Origin of the sequence: Pseudomonas sp. NFACC25 (assembly GCF_900100935.1) — a bacterium.
GTDB lineage: Bacteria > Pseudomonadota > Gammaproteobacteria > Pseudomonadales > Pseudomonadaceae > Aquipseudomonas > Aquipseudomonas marginalis.
Map to the genome: position 1 here is coordinate 73,311 of NZ_FMUC01000013.1, position 20,644 is coordinate 93,954.

Below are 20,644 nucleotides of genomic sequence, written 5' to 3' on the forward strand. Positions count from 1 at the left end.
TGCCTCGTGTCTGGCGCTTGGGCCAGAGTTGATGCTACTGAACTGACAATGGCGACCAAAGGCGGGAGCGGGCTTGCCCCCTCCCACATTTTAGCTCGGGGCGTTGATCAAAGAGCTTTAACGTCGATGATTTCAACGTCGAACGTCAAGGTTTTACCGGCCAACGGGTGGTTGAAGTCGATAGTTACCTGCGCGTCATCGAAGGTTTTGACCACACCGGGCAGCTCGGTATTCGCCGCATCGTTGAAGATCACCAGCAAGCCTTCCGACAGATCCATGTCCTGGAACTGCGAACGCGGGATGATCTGCAGGTTTTGCGGGTTGGGCTGGCCAAAGGCGTTTTCCGGCAGGATCTGCAGGGTGCGCTTGTCGCCGGCCTTGAAACCGAACAGGGCCGCTTCAAAACCCGGTAACAGGTTGCCGTCGCCGACCTTGAAGGTCGCCGGGGCTTTGTCGAACGTGCTGTCGACCGTGTCGCCATTCTCCAGGCGCAGTGCGAAATGCAAGGTGACTTCCGTGTTCTGGCCGATGCGTTGCTCAGCCAATACCTGATCAGTCATTGACGGTCTCTCCGGTTTTCTTACTTTTGAACATGTCCAGCGCCAGCATGATTGCACCGACGGTGATGGCGCTGTCGGCAAAATTGAACGCCGGGAAGTAATGGCGGTTCTGCCAATGCACCAGGATGAAGTCGATCACATGGCCCAGGGCTATACGGTCGTACAGGTTGCCCAGGGCGCCGCCCAACACCAGGGCCAAGGCGATGGCCAGCCAGGTGTCATCGCGACCCAGGCGCTTGAGCCAGACCACGAGCACCGCACTGACCACCACCGCGATCAGGGCGAACAGCCAGCGCTGCCAGCCGCCACCGTCAGCCAGGAAGCTGAAAGCGGCGCCAGTGTTGTAGGCCAGGGTCCAGCTGAAGTAATCCGGGATCACCACGATTTGCTGGAACATTTCCAGGGAGCCCTCGAAATGAGCCTTGCTGACCTGGTCGATGACCAGGACCAGCACACTCAGTACGAGCCAGCCCAGGCGTCCGAAACGACTGGCTGCATTAGGCATAGTGGCGAACCTCGCCTTCACCGGAAATGTTGTCGACGCAACGACCGCAGATTTCCGGATGCTCAGGGTTCACCCCGACGTCTTCACGGCAGTGCCAGCAACGGGCGCACTTAGGGAAGGCTGACTTGACAACCTTGAGCTTGAGGCCCGGCACTTCGGTGGCCACGGCGTCCGCCGGTGCCAGGGCAAACGGTGCCAGGCTCGCAGTGGAAGTGATCAACACGAAGCGCAGTTCGTTACTCAGCTTGGCCAGGTCGGCAGTCAGGCCTTCCTCGGCAAACAAGGTGACTTCGGCCTGGAGGTTGCCACCGACGGCCTTGGCCGCACGCTGAACCTCCAGCTCCTTGTTCACCGCAACCTTGACGGCCATTACGCCTTCCCAGTAGTCGCGGCCCAGTTCGAAGTCGGCCGGCAGTTCGGTCAAGCCTTCATACCAGGTGTTGAGCATGACGGACTCGTTACGCTCGCCCGGCAGGTATTCCCACAGTTCGTCGGCGGTGAAGGCCAGGATCGGTGCGATCCAGCGCACCAGCGCTTCGGAGATGTGGTACAGCGCGGTCTGCGCCGAACGGCGGGCCTTGCTGTTGGCACCGGTGGTGTACTGGCGGTCCTTGATGATGTCGAGGTAGAAACCACCCAGCTCCTGCACGCAGAAGTTGTGGATCTTCGAGTACACGTTCCAGAAGCGGTATTCGCCGTAGTGCTCCTGCAACTCGCGCTGCAGCAACAGGGTACGGTCCACGGCCCAACGGTCCAGGGCGAGCATGTCCTCGGCCGGCAGGATGTCGGTGGCCGGGTTGAAACCGGTCAGGTTCGACAGCAGGAAGCGCGCGGTATTACGGATACGGCGGTAGGCATCGGCGCTGCGGGCCAGGATCTGGTCCGACACGGCGATCTCGCCGGAGTAATCGGTCGACGCCACCCACAGGCGCATGATGTCGGCGCCCAAGGTGTCGTTGATCTTTTTCGGCTCGATCACGTTCTTCAGCGACTTGGACATCTTGCGGCCCGTCTCGTCGACGGTGAACCCGTGGGTCAGCAGCTCGCGGTATGGCGCGTGGTTGTCGATGGCGCAACCGGTCAGCAGCGACGAGTGGAACCAGCCCCGGTGTTGGTCGGAGCCCTCCAGGTACAGGTCGGCACGCGGGCCGGTCTCGTGACCCATCGGGTGCGAGCCGCGCAGCACGTGCCAGTGGGTGGTACCGGAGTCGAACCACACGTCGAGGGTGTCGCTGATCTTGTCGTACAGCGGCGCTTCGTCACCCAGCAACTCGGCGGCGTCCAGCTTGAACCAGGCTTCGATGCCTTCCTGTTCGACACGCTGGGCCACCACTTCCATCAGTTCGACGGTGCGTGGGTGCAGCTCGCCGCTTTCCTTGTTGAGGAAGAACGGGATCGGCACGCCCCAGTTACGCTGACGGGAGATGCACCAGTCCGGACGGTTGGCGATCATCGAGTGCAGGCGCGCCTGGCCCCAGGCCGGGACGAACTTGGTGTCTTCGATAGCCTTGAGCGAGCGCACACGCAGGGTGTCGCCGCTGGTCGGCTCTTTGTCCATGCCGATAAACCATTGCGCGGTGGCGCGGTAGATCAGCGGGGTCTTGTGGCGCCAGCAGTGCATGTAGCTGTGCTTGATGGTGTCGGTTTGCATCAGCGCACCGACTTCACGCAGCTTGTCGATGATCGGCTGGTCGGCCTTGAAGATGAACTGGCCGCCGAAGAACTCCAGCGAAGGCACATAAACACCGTTGCTTTGCACCGGGTTGATGATCTCATCGTTGACCATGCCGTACTTCTTGCAGATCACGAAGTCGTCCACGCCATAGGCAGGCGAGCAGTGAACAATGCCCGTACCCGAACCCAGCTCGACGTAGTCAGCCAGGTACACCGGCGACAGACGGTCATAGAACGGGTGACGGAAGTTGATCAGCTCCAGCGCGGAACCGGTAGTGGTGGCAATCACCGAACCTTGCAGCTCGTAGCGAGCCAGGCACGCTTCGACCATTTCCTCGGCCAGCACCAGCAGGCGATCACCGACGTCCACCAAGGCGTAGGTGAATTCCGGGTGCACGTTCAGCGCCTGGTTGGCGGGAATGGTCCACGGGGTGGTGGTCCAGATCACGATGGCAGCCGGCTTGCTCAGGCTTGCCAGGCCAAAGGCCTCGGCCAGCTTGGCGTCGTCGGCGATCGGGAAGGCCACGTCGATGGTCGAGGACTTCTTGTCTTCGTATTCGACTTCCGCTTCAGCCAGGGCCGAGCCGCAATCGAAGCACCAGTTCACGGGCTTGAGGCCCTTGAACACGAAACCGCCCTTGACGATTTCGGCCAAGGCACGGATTTCACCGGCCTCGTTCTTGAAGTTCATGGTTTTGTACGGGTTGTCCCACTCGCCCAGCACACCCAGGCGGATGAACTCGGACTTCTGCCCTTCGATCTGCTCGGCAGCGTAGGCACGGCACAGTTCGCGGGTTTTATCCGCGCCCAGGTTCTTGCCTTGGGTCACTTCGACCTTGTGTTCGATCGGCAGGCCGTGGCAGTCCCAACCCGGGACATACGGCGCGTCAAAACCCGCCAGGGTTTTCGAGCGCAGGATCATGTCCTTGAGAATCTTGTTCAGCGCATGACCGATGTGAATCGTGCCGTTGGCATAAGGAGGGCCGTCGTGCAGGACGAATTTCGGACGATCCTTGCCAATTTCGCGCAACTTTCCGTACAGGCCAATACTGTCCCAGCGCTGCAGGATCTGCGGTTCGCGCTGTGGCAGGCCGGCCTTCATTGGGAAGGCGGTGTCCGGAAGGTTTAACGTGGCTTTATAGTCGGTCATTTAAGGCTCTTCGGTTAGCGATGGGCGCTAGGTGCGGCTAGTGCACGGGCGGCGGCGACATCCGCATTGATCGCCGTTTTCAACGCCTCAAGCGAGGCGAAACGCTGCTCTTCACGCAGCTTCTGGTGGAAAACCACCGTCAAACGCCGGTCATACAGATCACCGGCAAAATCCAAAAGGTGAACTTCCAGGTGGGCCTTGCCATCACCTGCAACCGTGGGCCTGACGCCTATGTTGGCGACTCCCGGCCACGGCTGGCCGTCGATGTCGACGCTGACCAGGTAAACCCCGGTGAGCGGCACACGGCGGCGCTTGAGTTGCACGTTGGCGGTTGGCGTGCCCAGTTGGCGCGCCAGCTTCTGGCCGTGCAGTACCCGCCCGGCAATGCGGAACGGGCGACCGAGCAAACGCTCGGCCAAGGCGAAGTCGGCAGCGGCCAGGGCGTTCCGCACCTGGGTGCTGCTCACGCGCAGGCCGTCCAGTTCGACGGTTTGCGCGGCTTCGACGGTAAAGCCCTGGGTGATACCGGCGTGTTGCAGGAACTCGAAATCCCCGACCCGGTCGCAGCCAAAACGGAAGTCGTCGCCGACCTCCAAATGTTGTACGCCCAGGCCGTCTACCAGTATGCGGTCGACGAACTCGGCAGCGCTGAGACTTTGCAAACGCTGGTTGAAAGCCAGGCAGAGGACGCGGTCCACGCCTTCTTCGGCCAGCAGTTGCAGCTTGTCCCGCAGACGGGCCAGACGTGCCGGTGCCGTTTCCGGGGTGAAATATTCCCGCGGCTGCGGCTCGAAAATCACCACGCAGCTGGGTACGCCCAACTCGACCGCACGCTCGCGCAGCCGGGCCAGGATAGCCTGGTGGCCACGGTGAACACCGTCAAAGTTGCCAATAGTGGCGACGCAGCCCCGATGCTCAGGGCGCAGGTTGTGGAGACCTCGAACCAGCTGCATAACGCGCTTCTTGCTCATAAAGTGGTCGATTATAACCACACCCGGCCCCGGACGACAGGCAACAGCGCAGGGCAAATGGATCGAATCGATAAAACAACCGTTTTATCGCGGCAAACTCTCTAGCTCAACGACTTGCGATTGAAATCCCGCAGGCGGAAGCCTTGCAGCAGCAACATCCCGAAGTACACCACCACGCCGGCCACGACCAGCACGCCCAGGCGCATGAAGCGCTCCAGCATATGCCCCTCATCCCAGGCCGGCATGAAGTGCATCAGGCCGAGCAATACCGCCGACATCATCGCAACGGCCACCAACAACTTGAGGGCGAACATGCCCCAGCCAGGCTGAGGCTGGAACATCTGTTGTTTGCGCAGCTGATAAAACAGCAGGCCGGCATTGATGCACGCACCGGCACTGATGGCCAGGGCCAGGCCGGCGTGGGCCAGCGGACCGATAAACACCAGGTTGAGCAGTTGCGTGACGATCAGGGTGAAGATCGCGATCTTTACCGGCGTGCGGATGTTCTGCTGGGCATAGAAGCCAGGCGCCAGCACCTTGATCACGATGATGCCGAGCAGCCCGACGGAATAAGCCACCAGCGCATGCTGGGTCATCAACGCGTCATGGGCATCGAATTGCCCGTATTGGAACAGCGACACCGTCAGCGGCTCGGCCAGGATCCCCAACGCCAGTGCGCACGGCAGCACCAGCACGAAACACAGGCGCAGTCCCCAATCGAGGATGCGCGAGTATTCCTGGCGATCCTTGCTGGCATAGGTGCGTGCCAGCGTCGGCAGCAAAATGGTGCCGAGGGCTACGCCCAGCACGCCGGACGGCAGTTCCATGAGGCGGTCGGCGTAATACATCCATGACACCGAGCCGGATACCAGCAGCGAGGCGAACGCGGTGTTGATGATCAGGGAAATCTGGCTCACCGACACCCCAAGGATCGCCGGCAACATATTGCGCATCACGCGCCAGACGCCGGTGTCCTTGAGGTTCAGTCGCGGCAATACGAGCATGCCGATCTTTTTCAGGTGCGGCAGCTGGTAGAGCAACTGCGCCAGGCCACCGGCCAGCACGGCCCAGCCAAGGGCCATGACCGGTGGATCGAAGTAAGGTGTCAGGAACAGCGCAAAGATAATCATGCTGACGTTAAGCAGCGTCGGCACGAACGCCGGCACCGAGAAACGGTTCCAGGTGTTGAGGATCGCACCGGCCAGGGATGACAGCGAGATCAGCAATATATAAGGAAAGGTCACCCGCAACAGGTCAGTGGTCAGCGCGAATTTTTCCGGCGTATTGGCAAAACCCGGCGCCGTGGCCCAGATCACCCAGGGCGCGGCGAGCATGCCGACGAGGGTCACCAGCATCAACACCAGAGTCAGCAGGCCCGAAACGTAGGCGATAAAGGTCCGGGTCGCCTCCTCACCCTGTTGAGTCTTGTATTCGGCCAGAATCGGCACGAACGCCTGGGAAAACGCGCCCTCGGCAAAGATCCGTCGCAGCAGGTTGGGCAGTTTGAAGGCAATAAAGAACGCATCCGTGGCCATGCTGGCGCCGAAGATACGCGCCAGCAGGGTGTCACGCACAAACCCCAAAACCCGGGAGATCATCGTGATAGAGCTGACGGCGGCCAACGATTTGAGCAGATTCATTGAAAGAGTTTGCGCCTATAGATAAAGAGCAGGCGAACTAAGCGCCTACTTATGCGATACTGCGCGCCTGCAACAGCACAGCGCCAAAGCTCGCGAGTTTACAGGTCAAGCGCCGGAAATAAATCACCCGCCTCTTCAGATCGACCACTCAGCAGTTCGCATCAGCCGGCCTTGACAACACATCAAGTCATCGGCATGATTCGCGGCCTATTTTGTTTGCTATTTCCTAAAAAGTCTTTCGAGGAGCTCGACGGTGGCCAACACACCTTCCGCCAAAAAACGTGCAAAACAGGCTGAGAAGCGTCGCAGCCACAACGCCAGCCTGCGTTCCATGGTTCGTACCTACATCAAGAATGTAGTTAAAGCCATCGACACCAAAGACGCTGAAAAAGCTCAAGCAGCTTACGTTCTGGCTGTGCCAGTTATCGACCGTATGGCCGATAAAGGCATCATCCACAAGAACAAGGCCGCTCGTCATAAGAGCCGCCTGAACGGCCACATCAAGGCTCTGAGCGTTCCTGCTGCAGCCTAAGTGGTAGCAACTGCAACGCAACCCCGGTTGCGAAACAGTTAAGAAATGCCCCATACCGAAAGGTCTGGGGCATTTTTGTTTGTGCCTGAAAATACACCACGATCAAAATGTGGCCGGGGTATCCGGTAGAGATTTTCAAGCGCACAAAAAAACGCCCCGAACCAGCCGGGGCGTTTTTGCTACCACTTGATCAAAACATCAATCAATGGTGATGACCGCCTTCACCGTGGACGTGACCGTGGGCCACTTCTTCCTGGGAAGCGTCGCGGATGGCAACGATCTTCACTTGGAAGTTCAGGCGCTGGCCAGCCAGAGGGTGGTTGCCGTCGACGGTGACGTCGTCGCCGTCCAGGTCACGGATGGTGACGATCTGCATTTGACCGTCCGGCGCGGAAGCGTGGAACTGCATGCCCACTTCCAACTCATCAACACCTTCGAACATGCTGCGGCTCAGGGTGCTGACCAGTTCGGCGGAGTATTCGCCGTAGGCATCTTCAGGTTCTACGGCAACGGTCAGCTCATCACCGACGCTCTTGCCTTCCAGAGCCTTTTCCAGGCCTGGGATGATGTTACCTGCGCCTTGCAGGTAGACCAGCGGCGCGCCGCCGGCTGAGCTGTCGATGACCTCACCAGCGTCGTTGGTCAGGGTATAGTCGATGGAGACAGCCTTGTTAGCGGCGATCGTCATGGGGCGAGACCTTTTGCATAAGAATGAAGAACGGACAAGTCTAAACAAGGATTTGCCCGAAAGCGAACAGAACCCGGACGGACGGGGCCGATCAACGGCATCCTTGATCATCGGCTTCCACCAGGACGAGGAGGGTCACTGGGTTGCCGAGCTGTCCTGCGGCCACACCCAGCACCTGCGCCACCAGCCGCCATGGCAGTCTCGCGCCTGGGTACTCGACGCCACACAGCGCCTGGAAAAAATAGGCCAGCCCTTTGCCTGCGGCTGGTGTGCGCAAGCGCCCGAATAACGATAACCTTGGCGCCTGATTCCCGGTAGGCACTCAACCATAGGGCGCCACCGAAGCCATGCACCTCCAGAGAATTCGCATGCAGACTTTTTTTATCGCGCCCACCGATTTTGGTGTGGGTCTGACCTCCATCAGCCTTGGGCTGGTGCGTACCCTTGAGCGAGCCGGCCTGAAAGTCGGTTTTTTCAAGCCGATTGCCCAGCCACATCCCGGCGATACCGGCCCCGAACGCTCCACCGAGCTGGTGGCTCGCACCCATGGCCTCAAGCCGCCACAACCGCTAGGCCTGGCTCACGTGGAACGCATGCTCGGCGACGGCCAGCTCGACGAGCTGCTCGAAGAAATCATCACCCTTTATCAGCAGGCCGCCGTGGGCAAGGACGTGCTGATCGTCGAAGGCATGGTACCGACCCGCAGCGCCAGCTATGCGGCCCGGGTCAACCTGCACCTGGCCAAGAGCCTGGATGCGGAAGTGATCCTGGTCTCGGCCCCGGAAAACGAAGTGCTCACCGAACTCTCCGGCCGCGTGGAACTGCAGGCCCAGTTGTTCGGCGGCCCGAAAGACCCGAAAGTGCTCGGCGTGATCCTGAACAAGGTGCGCACCGACGAAAGCATGGAAGCCTTCTCGGCGCGCCTCAAGGAGCATTCGCCCTTGCTGCGCAGCGGTGATTTCCGCCTGCTCGGCTGCATTCCTTACCAGCCGGAACTCAACGCGCCGCGCACCCGCGACGTGGCCGACCTGATGGGCGCGCAGATCCTCAACGCCGGCGACTACGAAACCCGACGCATGACCAAGATCATCATCTGCGCCCGCACCATGCGTAACACCGTGGAGCTGCTCAAGCCCGGCGTGCTGGTGGTGACCCCCGGCGACCGTGACGACATCATCCTCGCCGTCAGCCTGGCCGCGATCAACGGCGTGCCCCTGGCCGGCCTGCTGCTGACCAGCGACACCCTGCCCGACCCGCGCATCATGGAGCTGTGCCGCGGCGCCTTCCAGGCCGGGTTGCCGGTGCTGTCGGTGAGTACCGGTTCCTACGAGACCGCCAACCTGCTCAACAACCTCAACAAGGAAATCCCCATCGATGACCGCGAGCGCGCGGAGATCATCACCGATTTCGTCGCCAGCCACCTCGATGCGCGCTGGCTGCACCAGCGTTGCGGCACGCCACGGGAGATGCGCCTGTCGCCGGCGGTGTTCCGCTACCAGCTGATCCAGCGCGCCCAGGCGGCCAACAAACGCATCGTGCTGCCCGAGGGCAGCGAACCGCTGACCGTGCAAGCCGCCGCCATCTGCCAGGCCCGGGGCATCGCGCGCTGCGTGCTGCTGGCCAAGCCGGCTGACGTAGAAGCGGTCGCGCGCGCCCAAGGCATCGAATTGCCCGAAGGCCTGGAGATTCTCGACCCGGACCTGATTCGCCAGCGCTACGTGGAGCCCATGGTTGCCCTGCGCAAGAGCAAGAGCCTGAATGCGCCGATGGCCGAGCAGCAACTGGAAGACACCGTGGTGATCGCCACCATGATGCTCGCACTGGATGAAGTGGACGGCCTGGTCTCCGGGGTTATCCACTCCACCGCCAACACCATTCGCCCGGCCCTGCAGTTGATCAAGACCGCACCGGGCTGCACCCTGGTGTCGTCAGTGTTCTTCATGCTGTTTCCCGAGCAGGTGCTGGTCTACGGCGACTGCGTAATGAATCCGCACCCAAGCGCCGCCGAACTGGCGGAAATCGCCTTGCAAAGCGCCGACTCGGCCGCTGCCTTCGGTATCACCCCGCGTGTGGCGATGATCAGCTACTCCAGCGGCGACTCGGCCAGCGGTGAGGAAGTGGAGAAAGTCCGCGAAGCCACCCTGCTCGCCCATGAACAGCAAAGCTCACTGCTGATCGACGGCCCGCTGCAATACGACGCCGCCGCCAACGAAACCGTCGCCCGCCAACTGGCCCCCGACAGCCTGGTCGCCGGCAAAGCCACCGTGTTTGTGTTCCCGGACCTGAACACCGGCAACACCACGCACAAGGCCGTGCAACGCAGTGCCGATTGCGTCAGCCTGGGGCCGATGCTCCAAGGCCTGCGCAAACCGGTCAACGACCTGCCACGGGGTGCCCAGGTCGACGACATCGTGTACACCATCGCGCTGACTGCGATCCAAGCCGCCAACCGACCTATGGATATCTAAATGCTGGATTTTCTACCTGCCGCCGTACGCGGGGTGATCGCGTCCTTGTTGCTGGCGCTGAACACGATCCTGCTGTGCTCATTCCTGTTCATCGTGGCGCTGTTCAAGGCGCTGCCCTTCGCCAAGGGCTTCAGCGAATGGCTGATGAACCACACCCATGAAGCCTGGGTCACCAACAACAAAGGTTGGATGAACCTGGTGTGCAGCACCCGTTGGCACCTTAAAGGCCTTGAAGGCCTGGACTACCAGCACTCGTACCTGGTGACCAGCAACCATCAGAGCTGGGTCGACATCATGGTCCTGCAATATGTGCTCAATCGTCGGATTCGCCCGCTGAAGTTCTTCCTCAAGCAGGAGTTGATCTGGGTGCCGGTGATTGGCCTGGCGTGGTGGGCACTGGGCTTTCCCTTCATGAAGCGCTACACCAAGGCCTACCTGGAAAAACACCCGGAGAAGAAAGGCAAGGACCTGGAAACCACTCGCAAGACCTGTGCGAAGTTTCGCGACAACCCGGTGGGTATTTTCAACTTTGCCGAAGGCACGCGTTTTACACCGGGCAAGCATGCGCAGCAGAAGTCGCCGTTTCGCTACCTGCTCAAGCCCAAGGCGGGTGGTATCGCGTTTGTGCTGGATGCCATGGGAGAACAGCTGAAATCACTGGTCAATGTGACCATTCACTACCCTGGCGGGCGCCCGGGGTATTGGGACTTGCTGTGCGGGAATGTGAAGGACGTTGTGGTGCAGTTTGAAGAGGTGCAGATTCCGGCCGAGTTTATCGGCAGGAATTATGAGCAGGATGGGGAGTATCGGTTGGCGTTCCAGGGGTGGATCAACCAACTGTGGGAAACCAAGGATGCGTTGCTGGACCGACTTCACAAAGACTTTCCAGACAAATGATGAACAAAATGTGGGAGGGGGCTTGCCCCCGATAGCGGTGGATCAGTGACAGATGTACTGACTGACACACTGCTATCGGGGGCAAGCCCCCTCCCACATTTGACCGTGCTCGATCTTGAAGATGTAAAAAAGCCCGCCACTGATCACTCGGTGGCGGGCTTTTTTGTGGCCGCGAGGTTTAGATCGCGCCGCGCTGACGCAACAGCTCCAGCACTTGCTTGACGCTGTCTTCCAGCGACAAGGCCTGGGTGTCGATTACCAGGTCGGCATTCAACGGCACGTCGTACGGGAAGGATTCGCCAGGGATGTTATCCCCACCCGCCGCGTACAAGCCCTGCGGATCACGCTCGGCGCACACCTGCGGGGAGGCCTGCACGTACACGGTCAACAGGCGGTCGCTGCCAATCAGCGCCTTGGCCTGTTCACGGCCTTCGGCATCCGGGGCAACGAACGCGGCCAGGGTCAGCAGGCCGGCTTCGTTGAACTGACGCGCCACGTGAGCGGCACGGCGCCAGTTTTCGGTACGCCCGGCACGGTCCTGAGGCAAGCCCTTGTTCAGGTCGTGACGCAGGTTCTGGCCATCCAGCACGAACACCGCACGGCCCATGTCGAACAGCTTGCGCTCGACCGCATAGGCCAGGGTGCTCTTGCCCGCGCCTGACAGGCCGCTGAACAACACGGTAGCCGGTTGCTGGCCGAAACGCTGGGCGCGCTCCTCGGTGGCGACATGGGCCAACTTGCCGTGATGCGCCGCACTGCCGTGGGTGACCGGCGGTGCGATGATCATGCCGGCGCCCACGGTGCCGTTGGTCAGGCGGTCGATGACGATAAACGCACCGGTGGTGCGGTTGCTGTCATAGCCATCCAACGCGATGGCGGCGTCGAGGCTGACCTTGACCCGGCCGATTTCGTTCAGTTGCAGCGAACTCGCAGGGCCTTCGGCCAGGGTGTTCACGTCCACACGGTGCACGATGCTGGTGATGGAACCCGGCACGTAGCTGGTGGCGCGCTTGATGTCGTATTTCTTGCCCGGCAGCATCGGTTCTTCGGCCATCCACACCAGCATGGCGTCGAAGGCGTCGGTCACTTGCGGCACGTTGTCGGCATGCACCAGCAGGTCGCCACGGGAGATGTCGATCTCGTCTTCCATGGTCAGGGTCACGGCCTGGCCTGGGCCGGCGTGTTCCAGCTCACCTTCGAAGGTGACGATGGATTTGACGCGGCTGCTCTTGCCCGACGGCAGCACCACGACTTCGTCGCCCTTGTGCACGATGCCGCTGGCCAGGGTGCCGGCGAACCCACGGAAGTTCAGGTTCGGACGGTTGACGTACTGCACCGGGAAACGCAGGTCGGTGTAGTTGCGGTCGTTGGCGATCTCGACGGTCTCGAGGATCTCCATCAGCGACTGGCCGGTGTACCAGGGCGAGTGCTCGCTCTTGTTCACCACGTTGTCGCCCTTGAGCGCCGACATCGGCACGAATGCCATGGTGCTCGGCTTGAAGGCGATGCCTTCGGCGAACTTCAGGTAATCGGCCTTGATCGACTCGAACACGCTTTGGTCAAAGCCATTGATGTCCATCTTGTTGACGGCGATCACGATGTGCTTGATGCCCAGCAGCGAAGCGATATAGCTGTGGCGACGGGTCTGGGTCTGCACGCCGTAGCGTGCGTCGATCAGGATGATCGCCAGGTCACAGGTGGATGCACCGGTGGCCATGTTGCGGGTGTACTGCTCATGGCCGGGGGTGTCGGCGATGATGAATTTGCGCTTGGCGGTAGAGAAGTAGCGGTAGGCGACATCGATGGTGATGCCCTGCTCACGCTCGGCCTGCAGGCCGTCGACCAGCAACGCCAGGTCGATGTCGTCACCGGTGGTGCCGGACTTTTTCGAGTCACGGGTGATGGCTTCCAAGTGATCTTCGTAGATCATCTTGGAGTCGTGCAGCAGGCGCCCGATCAGGGTGCTCTTGCCGTCGTCGACGTTGCCACAGGTCAGGAAGCGCAACATTTCCTTGCGCTCGTGCTGGCCCAGGTAGGCGAGGATGTCCTCGCTGATCAAATCAGATTGATGCGACATGACAGCCCCTTAGAAATAGCCTTGACGTTTTTTATCTTCCATCGAGCCTGCACCATCGTGGTCGATGACACGGCCCTGGCGCTCGGAAGTTCGCGTCAGGAGCATTTCCTGAATGATGTCCGTCAGCGTCTCGGCTTCGGACTCCACCGCGCCCGTCAACGGGTAGCAGCCAAGGGTACGGAAACGTACTTTCTTTTTGACGATTCGGGCTTTGTCTTCGTCGGACAAGTGCTCGAGGATGCGGTCGTCGTCGATCATGATCAACGTGCCGTTCTTCTCGATGACATCGCGCTCGGCGGCGAAGTACAGCGGCACGATCGGGATGCCTTCCAGGTAGATGTACTGCCAGATGTCCAGCTCGGTCCAGTTGGACAGCGGGAACACACGGATCGACTCGCCCTTGTTGACGTTGCCGTTGTAGACGTTCCACAGCTCCGGGCGCTGGTTCTTCGGGTCCCAGCGGTGCTTGCTGTCGCGAAACGAGTACACGCGCTCTTTGGCGCGGGATTTCTCTTCATCGCGACGGGCACCGCCGAAGGCCGCGTCGAAACCATGCTTGTCCAAGGCCTGCTTGAGGCCTTCGGTCTTCATGATGTCGGTGTGCTTGGCGCTGCCGTGGGTGAACGGGTTGATGCCCTGCGCCACGCCATCCGGGTTGACATGGGTGATCAGGTCCAGGCCCAGTTCCTCGACCATTTTGTCGCGGAACTTGTACATCTCCTGGAATTTCCAGCGGGTGTCGACGTGCATCACCGGGAACGGCAGCTTGCCCGGGAAGAAGGCCTTGCGCGCCAGGTGCAGCATCACGGCGGAGTCTTTACCGATCGAGTAGAGCATCACCGGGTTATCGAACTCGGCGGCGACCTCGCGGATGATGTGGATGCTTTCCGCCTCCAGCTGTTTCAGATGCGTCAGTTTGTCGACCATGGTTACTCACGGAAAAACGATCTTATGGACGGCCAGCGGGCCGTGTTCGAGCGGGGCATGCTAGCACAGCACCTTCTTCTATTCAGGGCGCCAGCTAGATCGAAACGGTATATCAATATGCCCCAAGGTTTGGCCATCAAATCGGGTTGGGGCAATCGATGAACAGATGCTCCAGGGCGAAGCGCCGCGCCAGGTAATCGCCCAGCGCCTGTACGCCGTAACGTTCGGTGGCGTGGTGGCCGGCGGCGATAAAGCTGATGTCGTTTTCCCGGGCACTGTGGAAGGTTTGCTCGGAAGCTTCGCCGCTCAGGAACAGATCGACGCCCGCGGCGATGGCGTTGTCGATGTAACCCTGGCCGCCACCGGTGCACCAGCCGACGCGGCGGATCATCTGGCTGCCTTCGATCAGCAGCGGCTCGCGGCCCATCACGTCCTGCACACGCCGGGCGAAGTCGCGGGGCGACAGCGGTTCGACGAGCGAGCCGACCAGGCCGACGACCCTGGGGTTGCTCGGGTCCAGTGGGCCTTCGACGGTGATATCCAACTGGCGGGCGAGTTGCACGTTATTGCCAACGTCGGGGTGCAGGTCCAGCGGCAGGTGGTAGGCCAGCAGGCTGATGTCGTGTTTGAGCAGGGTTTTCAGGCGGCGTTGCTTCATGCCGGTGATACAGGGGTTTTCGCCTTTCCAGAAATAACCGTGGTGCACCAGGATCAAATCGGCCTGGGCTTCGACGGCCGCGTCCAGCAGGGCCTGGCTGGCGGTCACGCCGCTGACGATGCGCATCACTTGCGGCCGCCCCTCGACCTGCAGGCCATTGGGGCAGTAATCGGCAATCTTTGCGCTGCCGAGGTAGCGGTCCGCTTCCTCGACGAGGGTGGTAAGGGGGACGGCCATAAAAGACTCCTAAATATCCCGTTCCGAGGCGCTCGCAGCCTCGTATAATGCGCGACATTATGGGCGCTCTCCCGCCCCCTGCAACCTGTCAGGACTTACTTGATGCTCAAGGCACTGCGTTTTTTTGGATGGCCATTGCTGGCTGGCGTGCTGATCGCGATGCTGATTATTCAGCGTTATCCCCAGTGGGTGGGCTTGCCCAGCCTTGATGTCAACCTGCAACAGGCGCCCCAGACCAGCTCGGTGGTGCAAGGCCCGGTGACTTACGCGGACGCGGTGGTCATCGCCGCTCCTGCGGTGGTCAACCTGTACACCACCAAGGTCATCAACAAGCCGGCCCATCCGTTGTTTGAAGACCCGCAGTTCCGCCGCTACTTCGGTGACAACGGGCCCAAGCAGCGCCGCATGGAGTCCAGCCTGGGTTCCGGGGTGATCATGAGCCCCGAAGGCTACATCCTCACCAATAACCACGTGACCACCGGCGCCGACCAGATTGTGGTGGCCCTGCGTGACGGCCGTGAAACCCTGGCCCGCGTGGTGGGCAGCGACCCGGAAACCGACCTCGCGGTCCTGAAGATCGATCTGAAAAGCCTGCCGTCCATCACCCTCGGCCGCTCCGATGGGCTGCGGGTGGGTGATGTGGCACTGGCTATCGGCAACCCGTTCGGAGTGGGCCAGACGGTGACCATGGGCATCATCAGCGCCACCGGGCGAAACCAGCTGGGGCTGAACAGCTACGAGGACTTTATCCAGACTGATGCGGCGATCAACCCGGGCAACTCCGGCGGCGCACTGGTGGATGCCAATGGCAACCTGACCGGCATCAACACGGCGATTTTCTCCAAGTCCGGCGGCTCCCAGGGCATCGGCTTTGCGATCCCGGTAAAGCTGGCGATGGAAGTGATGAAGTCGATCATCGAGCACGGCCAGGTGATTCGCGGCTGGCTGGGGATCGAAGTACAGCCGCTGACCAAGGAGCTGGCCGAGTCGTTCGGCCTGACCGGGCGCCCAGGCATCGTGGTTGCCGGGATTTTCCGCGATGGCCCGGCGCAGAAAGCCGGCCTGCAGCTGGGGGATGTGATCCTCAGCATCAACGGCGAACCGGCCGGTGATGGGCGCAAGTCGATGAACCAGGTGGCGCGGATCAAGCCAACCGACAAGGTGGCGATCCAGGTGATGCGCAACGGTAAAGAGATCAAGCTGCTGGCGGAAATCGGCCTGCGTCCACCCCCTGCACCGGTCAAGGAAGAGGAATAAACCACCTCGCCAGGTACCCGTTCGCGGGTACCTGTAAGCATATATTTCAAAGCAAAAGCATTCTCATTAGACATGTTATATTGTTTCAATATCGCTATTGGAACGCTCTATCATGCCGTCTCGAACGTTTGCCCCCCTGGCTGGCCTGGCCTTGGGTTTGCTGCTGGATCCCGCCTTTGCCGAAGACAATACCGTTGAGCTGGACACCATCAGCGTCACCACCGACGCCTATGAATCCGCCACCGGCCCGGTCAAAGGCTACCGTGCCACCCGCTCTGCCAGCGCGACTAAAACCGACACCGCCCTGCGCGACATCCCACAGTCCATCAGCGTGATTCCCGCCTCAGTACTCACGGACCTGGGCAGCACTAACGTGGAACGCGCCCTGGAGTTTGCCGGCGGGGTGTCCAAGCAGAACAACTTTGGCGGCCTCACGCTCTACGAATACAGCGTGCGCGGCTTCACCACCTCGGAGTTCTACCAGGACGGTTTCAGCGCCAACCGCGGCTACCCGAGCACACCGGACGCGGCCAATATCGAACGCATCGAAGTGCTCAAGGGCCCCGCAGCCAGCCTGTATGGCCGCGGTGATCCCGGTGGCACGGTGAATATCGTCACCAAAAAACCCCAGCCCGAAGCCTTCACCACCATGCAAACCAGCGCGGGCAGTTGGGACCGTTATCGCACTGCCGTCGATATCAATACGCCGCTGGACAGCGAGGGCGACCTGCTGTCGCGGGTCAACCTGGCAGTGGAAGACAACAACAGTTTCCGCGATCACGTCGAGAGCAAGCGCGTATTCGTCGCGCCCTCATTCAGCTGGCAGCTGGACCCGGACACCCACCTGCTGGTGGAAAGCGAATTCGTACGCCACAGCTCCACCTTCGACCGGGGCATCGTCGATGCCCCAGGCGTATCGCGCTCCACCTTCCTCGGCGAACCCAACGACGGCACTATCGACAACCACAACAACCGCATCCAGGCGACCCTCGAGCATCATCTCAACGACGCCTGGAAACTGCGCCTGGCCAGCCATTACAAACAAGGCAGCCTGTGGGGCGACGCCTCGGAAAACCGCGCGCTGAACACCGACGGCCATACCCTTAACCGCCGTTACCGCGAACGCTCCACGGGCTGGCACGACAGCATCACCCAACTGGAACTGCGCGGCCTGTTCGACCTTGGCAGTTGGCAGCATGAATTGCTGGTCGGCACCGAATACGAGGACTACCGCAAGAAGGAGCGCGTCACCGCCATAGCCGGCAGCCCCTACGCCATCGACCTCTACAACCCGGTCTACGGCCAGCCCAAACCCAATGGCGCACGCTCCGGCACCGACTTCTTCGAACAGACCAAAAGCCAGGCACTGAACCTGCAAGACCAGATCATCTTCACCGACCGCTTGCGCGGCATGGTCGGCGCTCGCTTCGAGCATTTCGAACAAGGCACCGACGACTTCACCCGCAACCACGCCAAGAGTCGGCAAACCCACGACGCACTTACCCAGCGCGCCGGCCTGCTGTATCAACTGACGCCAGAGGTCGGCGTATTCGCCAACGCTTCCACCTCGTTCAAGCCCAACAGCGGCCTGGACGCCAGCGGTAAGACCTTCAAGCCCGAAGAAGGCGTGGGCTATGAGGTGGGGATCAAGAGCGAGCTGTTCGACGACCGCCTCAGCGCCACCCTCGCCGCCTTCCATATCGAAAAGGAAAACGTGCTGGCCCTGGACCCGGCCACCAATACCAACCGCGCCATGGGCAAGGCACGCAGCCAGGGCTTCGACCTGCAACTGACAGGACAACTGACTGATGCGGTACGCGTGATCGGCGCCTTTGCCTACATCGACGCCGAAGTGACCAAGGGTGATAAAGCCATTCCTGCGGGCAGCCGCATCCTCGGCGTAGCCAAGCACAGTGGCAGCCTGTTGGGGGTGTATGAATTCCAGGACGGCGCGCTGCGCGGTTCAGACCTGGGCGCGGCGTTCACCTATGTAGGGGATCGCTCGGGTGAAGCGGGCAGCCGCTTTGAACTGCCCGCCTACCACACCGTCGATTTGCTGGCCCATTACAAGGCCACGCAGAGCGTCACCGTGGGCCTGAACCTCAACAACTTGTTCGATGAAAAGTACTACGAGCGGTCCTACAGCAATTACTGGGTCAATCCCGGCGAGCCGCGCAATCTCACCGTCAGCCTGACCCTCAACCTGTAACACAATCAAAAACGTGAGAGGGGTTAAGCCCCTCACATTTGGATGACGTGATTACAGCGAAAGCGGGGCTCTTTCACACAAGGTATTGAGCGCTGCCGCCCACTGCGGATCGTCATTCAAACACGGCACCAGCACCAACTCCTCACCGCCCGCCTCGCGGAATTGCTCCCGACCACGATCACCGATCTCTTCCAGGGTCTCGATGCAGTCGGCAACAAACGCGGGGCACATCACCAGCAGCTTTTTCACCCCTTGCCGGGCCAGCGCTTCCAGGCGTGCCTCGGTGTAGGGTTCGATCCACTTCGCACGGCCCAGGCGCGACTGGAACGCCACCGACCATTTGTCGTCAGGCAAACCCAGGCGCGCGGCGAAGTCGCGGGCAACGCTGAAGCATTGCGCGCGGTAGCAGGTCGCGAGCACCTCAGGCGAGGCGTTCCTGCAGCAGTCCGCATCCTTGAAGCAATGCTGGCCGGTCGGGTCGAGCTTTTTCAGATGGCGCTCGGGCAAGCCGTGGAAGCTCAGCAGCAAGTGGTCGTAATGCGCGTCTATATAAGGTCGGGCGCTGGCTGCCAACGCGTCGAGGTATTCCGCCTGATCGTAGAATGGCTGCAGGATCGAGAACTGTACGTTGAGCTTTTTGTCACGCACTACCCGCTTGGCTTCTTCAATCACTGTGGTCACGGTGCTGTCGGCAAATTGCGGGTACAAGGGCGCCAAGGTGACTTTTTGAATACCTTGGGCGGCCAACCGCGTGAGCGTCGTTTCCAGGGAAGGCTCGCCATAACGCATCGCCAACTCCACTGGCCCCTGGGTCCACTGCGCGGTCATCTGCTGTTGCAGGCGACGGCTGAGCACCACCAGCGGCGAGCCCTCGTCCCACCAGATCGAGGCGTAGGCATGGGCCGATTGCTCGGGGCGCTTGATCAGGATCAGCGACACCAGCAAGCGCCGCACCGGCCACGGCAGATCGATGACATAAGGGTCCATCAGGAACTGATTGAGGTAGCTGCGCACATCGGCCACCGAAGTGGACGCCGGTGAACCCAGGTTGACCAGTAACAACGCGTGATCCGTCATGCAACATCCTATCTCTTAGCGGCGGCTGGAAACGTCGTCCAAGGCCGCACGCAACTCAGTGAACTGAAAAGTGAAACCGGCCGCCAGCAGGCGTTCGGGCAATGCTTTCTGGCCGCCCAGCAACAAGCCGGACAACTCGCCCAAACCCACCTTCAACACAAAGGCCGGCATCGGCATGAACGCCGGGCGGTGCAGCGCCTGGCCCAATGTCCTGGCGAACTCGCGGTTACGCACCGGGTGCGGCGCGCAGGCATTATAAGGACCGCTGGCGTCATCCTTGTGCAGAAGAAAATCAATCAAGGCGATTTGATCCTTGATATGCACCCACGGCATCCACTGCCGCCCGTTGCCGATAGGCCCGCCCAGCCCGAGTTTGAACGGCAGCAACAGGCGCGACAAAAAGCCGCCCTCGGCCGCCAGTACCAGGCCGGTGCGCACCAGCACCACGCGGATGCCCATCGCTTCGGCACGTTGGGCGGTTTCTTCCCAGGCGATGCACAGTTGGCTGGGGAAATCGTCCTGTACCGGCCCACTCGCCTCGGTCAGTTCGCGCTCGCCGCCGTCGCCGTACCAGCCCACCGCCGAACCGGAAACCAGCACCGCCGGCTTCTGCGCCTGGCTTTCGAGCCAGGCCAGCAGGGTTTCGGTCAAGCCGATGCGGCTGCTCCAGAGCAGCGCCTTGCGTTTGTGGGTCCAGGGACGGTCAGCTATCGGCGCGCCTGCCAGGTTGACCACCGCGTCCACCGCGCCAATCACCTCTTCCAGACGAGCCACCCCGAGCACCGTTGCACCGCATAACCGTGCGACGTCTTCAGGATGGCGGCTCCACACCGTCAGGCGATGACCTTGGGCAATCCAGTGTTGGCAGAGTTGGCGACCGATCAGGCCGGTACCGCCGGTCAGCAAAATATGCATGGGACGCTCCTCATGTAACGTTCGCCGCCGATCACTAGTCTATTTTATAAGCAGGGATCAATTTGTAATCGAGCGTGACTTTTGTTTAAGCCTCATGCTTAACCATAGGTCACGCCAAGCGATCAGGTACGCCAAAACTTATACCAAAAAATAATATTGTACAGCTATTGGTGTCGGCGTAGCCTGTACCCAACGGTAAAAC

17 protein-coding genes are annotated in these 20,644 nt (G+C 61.0%); 6 read left to right on the forward strand and 11 right to left on the reverse strand.

The genetic code is table 11. From position 1 onward, the window contains the following. Positions 1-107: 107 nt before the first annotated feature. From fkpB to murJ, 5 genes are all read right to left on the reverse strand, one after another. Positions 108-545 carry an FKBP-type peptidyl-prolyl cis-trans isomerase gene (gene fkpB, locus BLQ09_RS24455; RefSeq protein ID WP_175472328.1) on the reverse strand — a complete coding sequence of 146 codons (438 nt, stop codon included), beginning with the start codon at positions 543-545 and terminating at the stop codon, positions 108-110. 7 nt (positions 546-552) lie between these two features. Then, the gene (gene lspA / locus BLQ09_RS24460) at positions 553-1,065 is read right to left on the reverse strand and encodes a signal peptidase II (protein ID WP_027606854.1); all 513 of its coding nucleotides are present in this window, start codon (positions 1,063-1,065) and stop codon (positions 553-555) included. Further along, on the reverse strand, positions 1,058-3,889 hold the full coding sequence (gene ileS, locus BLQ09_RS24465) for an isoleucine--tRNA ligase (protein WP_092358828.1): 2,832 nt from the start codon (positions 3,887-3,889) through the stop codon (positions 1,058-1,060). Before ileS ends, lspA begins: the two co-directional genes overlap by 8 nt. A 14-nt stretch (positions 3,890-3,903) precedes the next feature. Next, a complete protein-coding gene (gene ribF, locus BLQ09_RS24470) occupies positions 3,904-4,842 on the reverse strand; it encodes a bifunctional riboflavin kinase/FAD synthetase (RefSeq protein ID WP_027606856.1) in 939 nt (312 codons plus the stop codon). Between the two features lie 119 nt (positions 4,843-4,961). Then, positions 4,962-6,500 carry a murein biosynthesis integral membrane protein MurJ gene (gene murJ, locus BLQ09_RS24475; RefSeq protein ID WP_092358832.1) on the reverse strand — a complete coding sequence of 513 codons (1,539 nt, stop codon included), beginning with the start codon at positions 6,498-6,500 and terminating at the stop codon, positions 4,962-4,964. Between the two features lie 253 nt (positions 6,501-6,753). Between murJ and rpsT the strand changes: the two genes are divergently transcribed. Further along, the gene (gene rpsT, locus BLQ09_RS24485; protein WP_003188401.1) at positions 6,754-7,032 is read left to right on the forward strand and encodes a 30S ribosomal protein S20; all 279 of its coding nucleotides are present in this window, start codon (positions 6,754-6,756) and stop codon (positions 7,030-7,032) included. Positions 7,033-7,234: 202 nt separating this feature from the next. Here the strand turns inward: rpsT and BLQ09_RS24490 are convergent, their stop codons facing one another. Continuing rightward, positions 7,235-7,720, reverse strand: a complete 486-nt coding sequence (locus BLQ09_RS24490) for an FKBP-type peptidyl-prolyl cis-trans isomerase (RefSeq protein WP_027606858.1) — start codon at positions 7,718-7,720, stop codon at positions 7,235-7,237. On the opposite strand from BLQ09_RS24490, the gene BLQ09_RS24495 reads away from it, so the two are divergent. The 3 genes from BLQ09_RS24495 to BLQ09_RS24505 all read left to right on the forward strand — a co-directional run bounded on the left by BLQ09_RS24495 (position 7,719) and on the right by BLQ09_RS24505 (position 11,085). After that, positions 7,719-8,009 (forward strand): DUF3565 domain-containing protein, encoded by a 291-nt coding sequence (locus BLQ09_RS24495; protein ID WP_065948463.1) that lies wholly within the window; start codon positions 7,719-7,721, stop codon positions 8,007-8,009. The two genes, BLQ09_RS24490 and BLQ09_RS24495, sit on opposite strands and share 2 nt — an antisense overlap. Before the next feature lie 79 nt (positions 8,010-8,088). Next, positions 8,089-10,188: a phosphate acetyltransferase gene (gene pta, locus BLQ09_RS24500; protein WP_027606860.1), complete on the forward strand. Its 2,100-nt coding sequence runs from the start codon at positions 8,089-8,091 to the stop codon at positions 10,186-10,188. After that, positions 10,189-11,085, forward strand: a complete 897-nt coding sequence (locus BLQ09_RS24505) for an acyltransferase (protein ID WP_092358834.1) — start codon at positions 10,189-10,191, stop codon at positions 11,083-11,085. It begins immediately after the preceding gene. 178 nt (positions 11,086-11,263) lie between these two features. Here the strand turns inward: BLQ09_RS24505 and cysN are convergent, their stop codons facing one another. The 3 genes from cysN to BLQ09_RS24520 form a co-directional block, all read right to left on the reverse strand. Further along, the gene (gene cysN, locus BLQ09_RS24510; protein WP_065924067.1) at positions 11,264-13,162 is read right to left on the reverse strand and encodes a sulfate adenylyltransferase subunit CysN; all 1,899 of its coding nucleotides are present in this window, start codon (positions 13,160-13,162) and stop codon (positions 11,264-11,266) included. Positions 13,163-13,171: 9 nt separating this feature from the next. Beyond that, a complete protein-coding gene (gene cysD, locus BLQ09_RS24515) occupies positions 13,172-14,089 on the reverse strand; it encodes a sulfate adenylyltransferase subunit CysD (RefSeq protein WP_017137614.1) in 918 nt (305 codons plus the stop codon). A 136-nt stretch (positions 14,090-14,225) separates the two neighbouring features. Further along, entirely contained in the window at positions 14,226-14,984 is a 759-nt protein-coding gene (locus tag BLQ09_RS24520; RefSeq protein ID WP_092358836.1) for a Nif3-like dinuclear metal center hexameric protein, read from the reverse strand. A gap of 102 nt (positions 14,985-15,086) precedes the next feature. Here BLQ09_RS24520 and algW point away from each other — a divergent pair, with 102 nt between their 5' ends. Both algW and BLQ09_RS24530 read left to right on the forward strand, forming a co-directional pair. Continuing rightward, positions 15,087-16,241 (forward strand): Do family serine endopeptidase AlgW, encoded by a 1,155-nt coding sequence (gene algW, locus BLQ09_RS24525; protein ID WP_027606864.1) that lies wholly within the window; start codon positions 15,087-15,089, stop codon positions 16,239-16,241. Between the two features lie 112 nt (positions 16,242-16,353). Further along, complete coding sequence (locus BLQ09_RS24530; protein WP_092358838.1) at positions 16,354-18,450, forward strand: TonB-dependent siderophore receptor; 2,097 nt, start codon at positions 16,354-16,356, stop codon at positions 18,448-18,450. A 51-nt stretch (positions 18,451-18,501) separates the two neighbouring features. Here BLQ09_RS24530 and hemH read toward each other — a convergent pair whose 3' ends face one another. Further along, positions 18,502-19,527, reverse strand: a complete 1,026-nt coding sequence (gene hemH / locus BLQ09_RS24535; protein ID WP_092358840.1) for a ferrochelatase — start codon at positions 19,525-19,527, stop codon at positions 18,502-18,504. 15 nt (positions 19,528-19,542) lie between these two features. After that, complete coding sequence (locus BLQ09_RS24540; protein WP_027606867.1) at positions 19,543-20,442, reverse strand: TIGR01777 family oxidoreductase; 900 nt, start codon at positions 20,440-20,442, stop codon at positions 19,543-19,545. Positions 20,443-20,644: the final 202 nt, after the last annotated feature.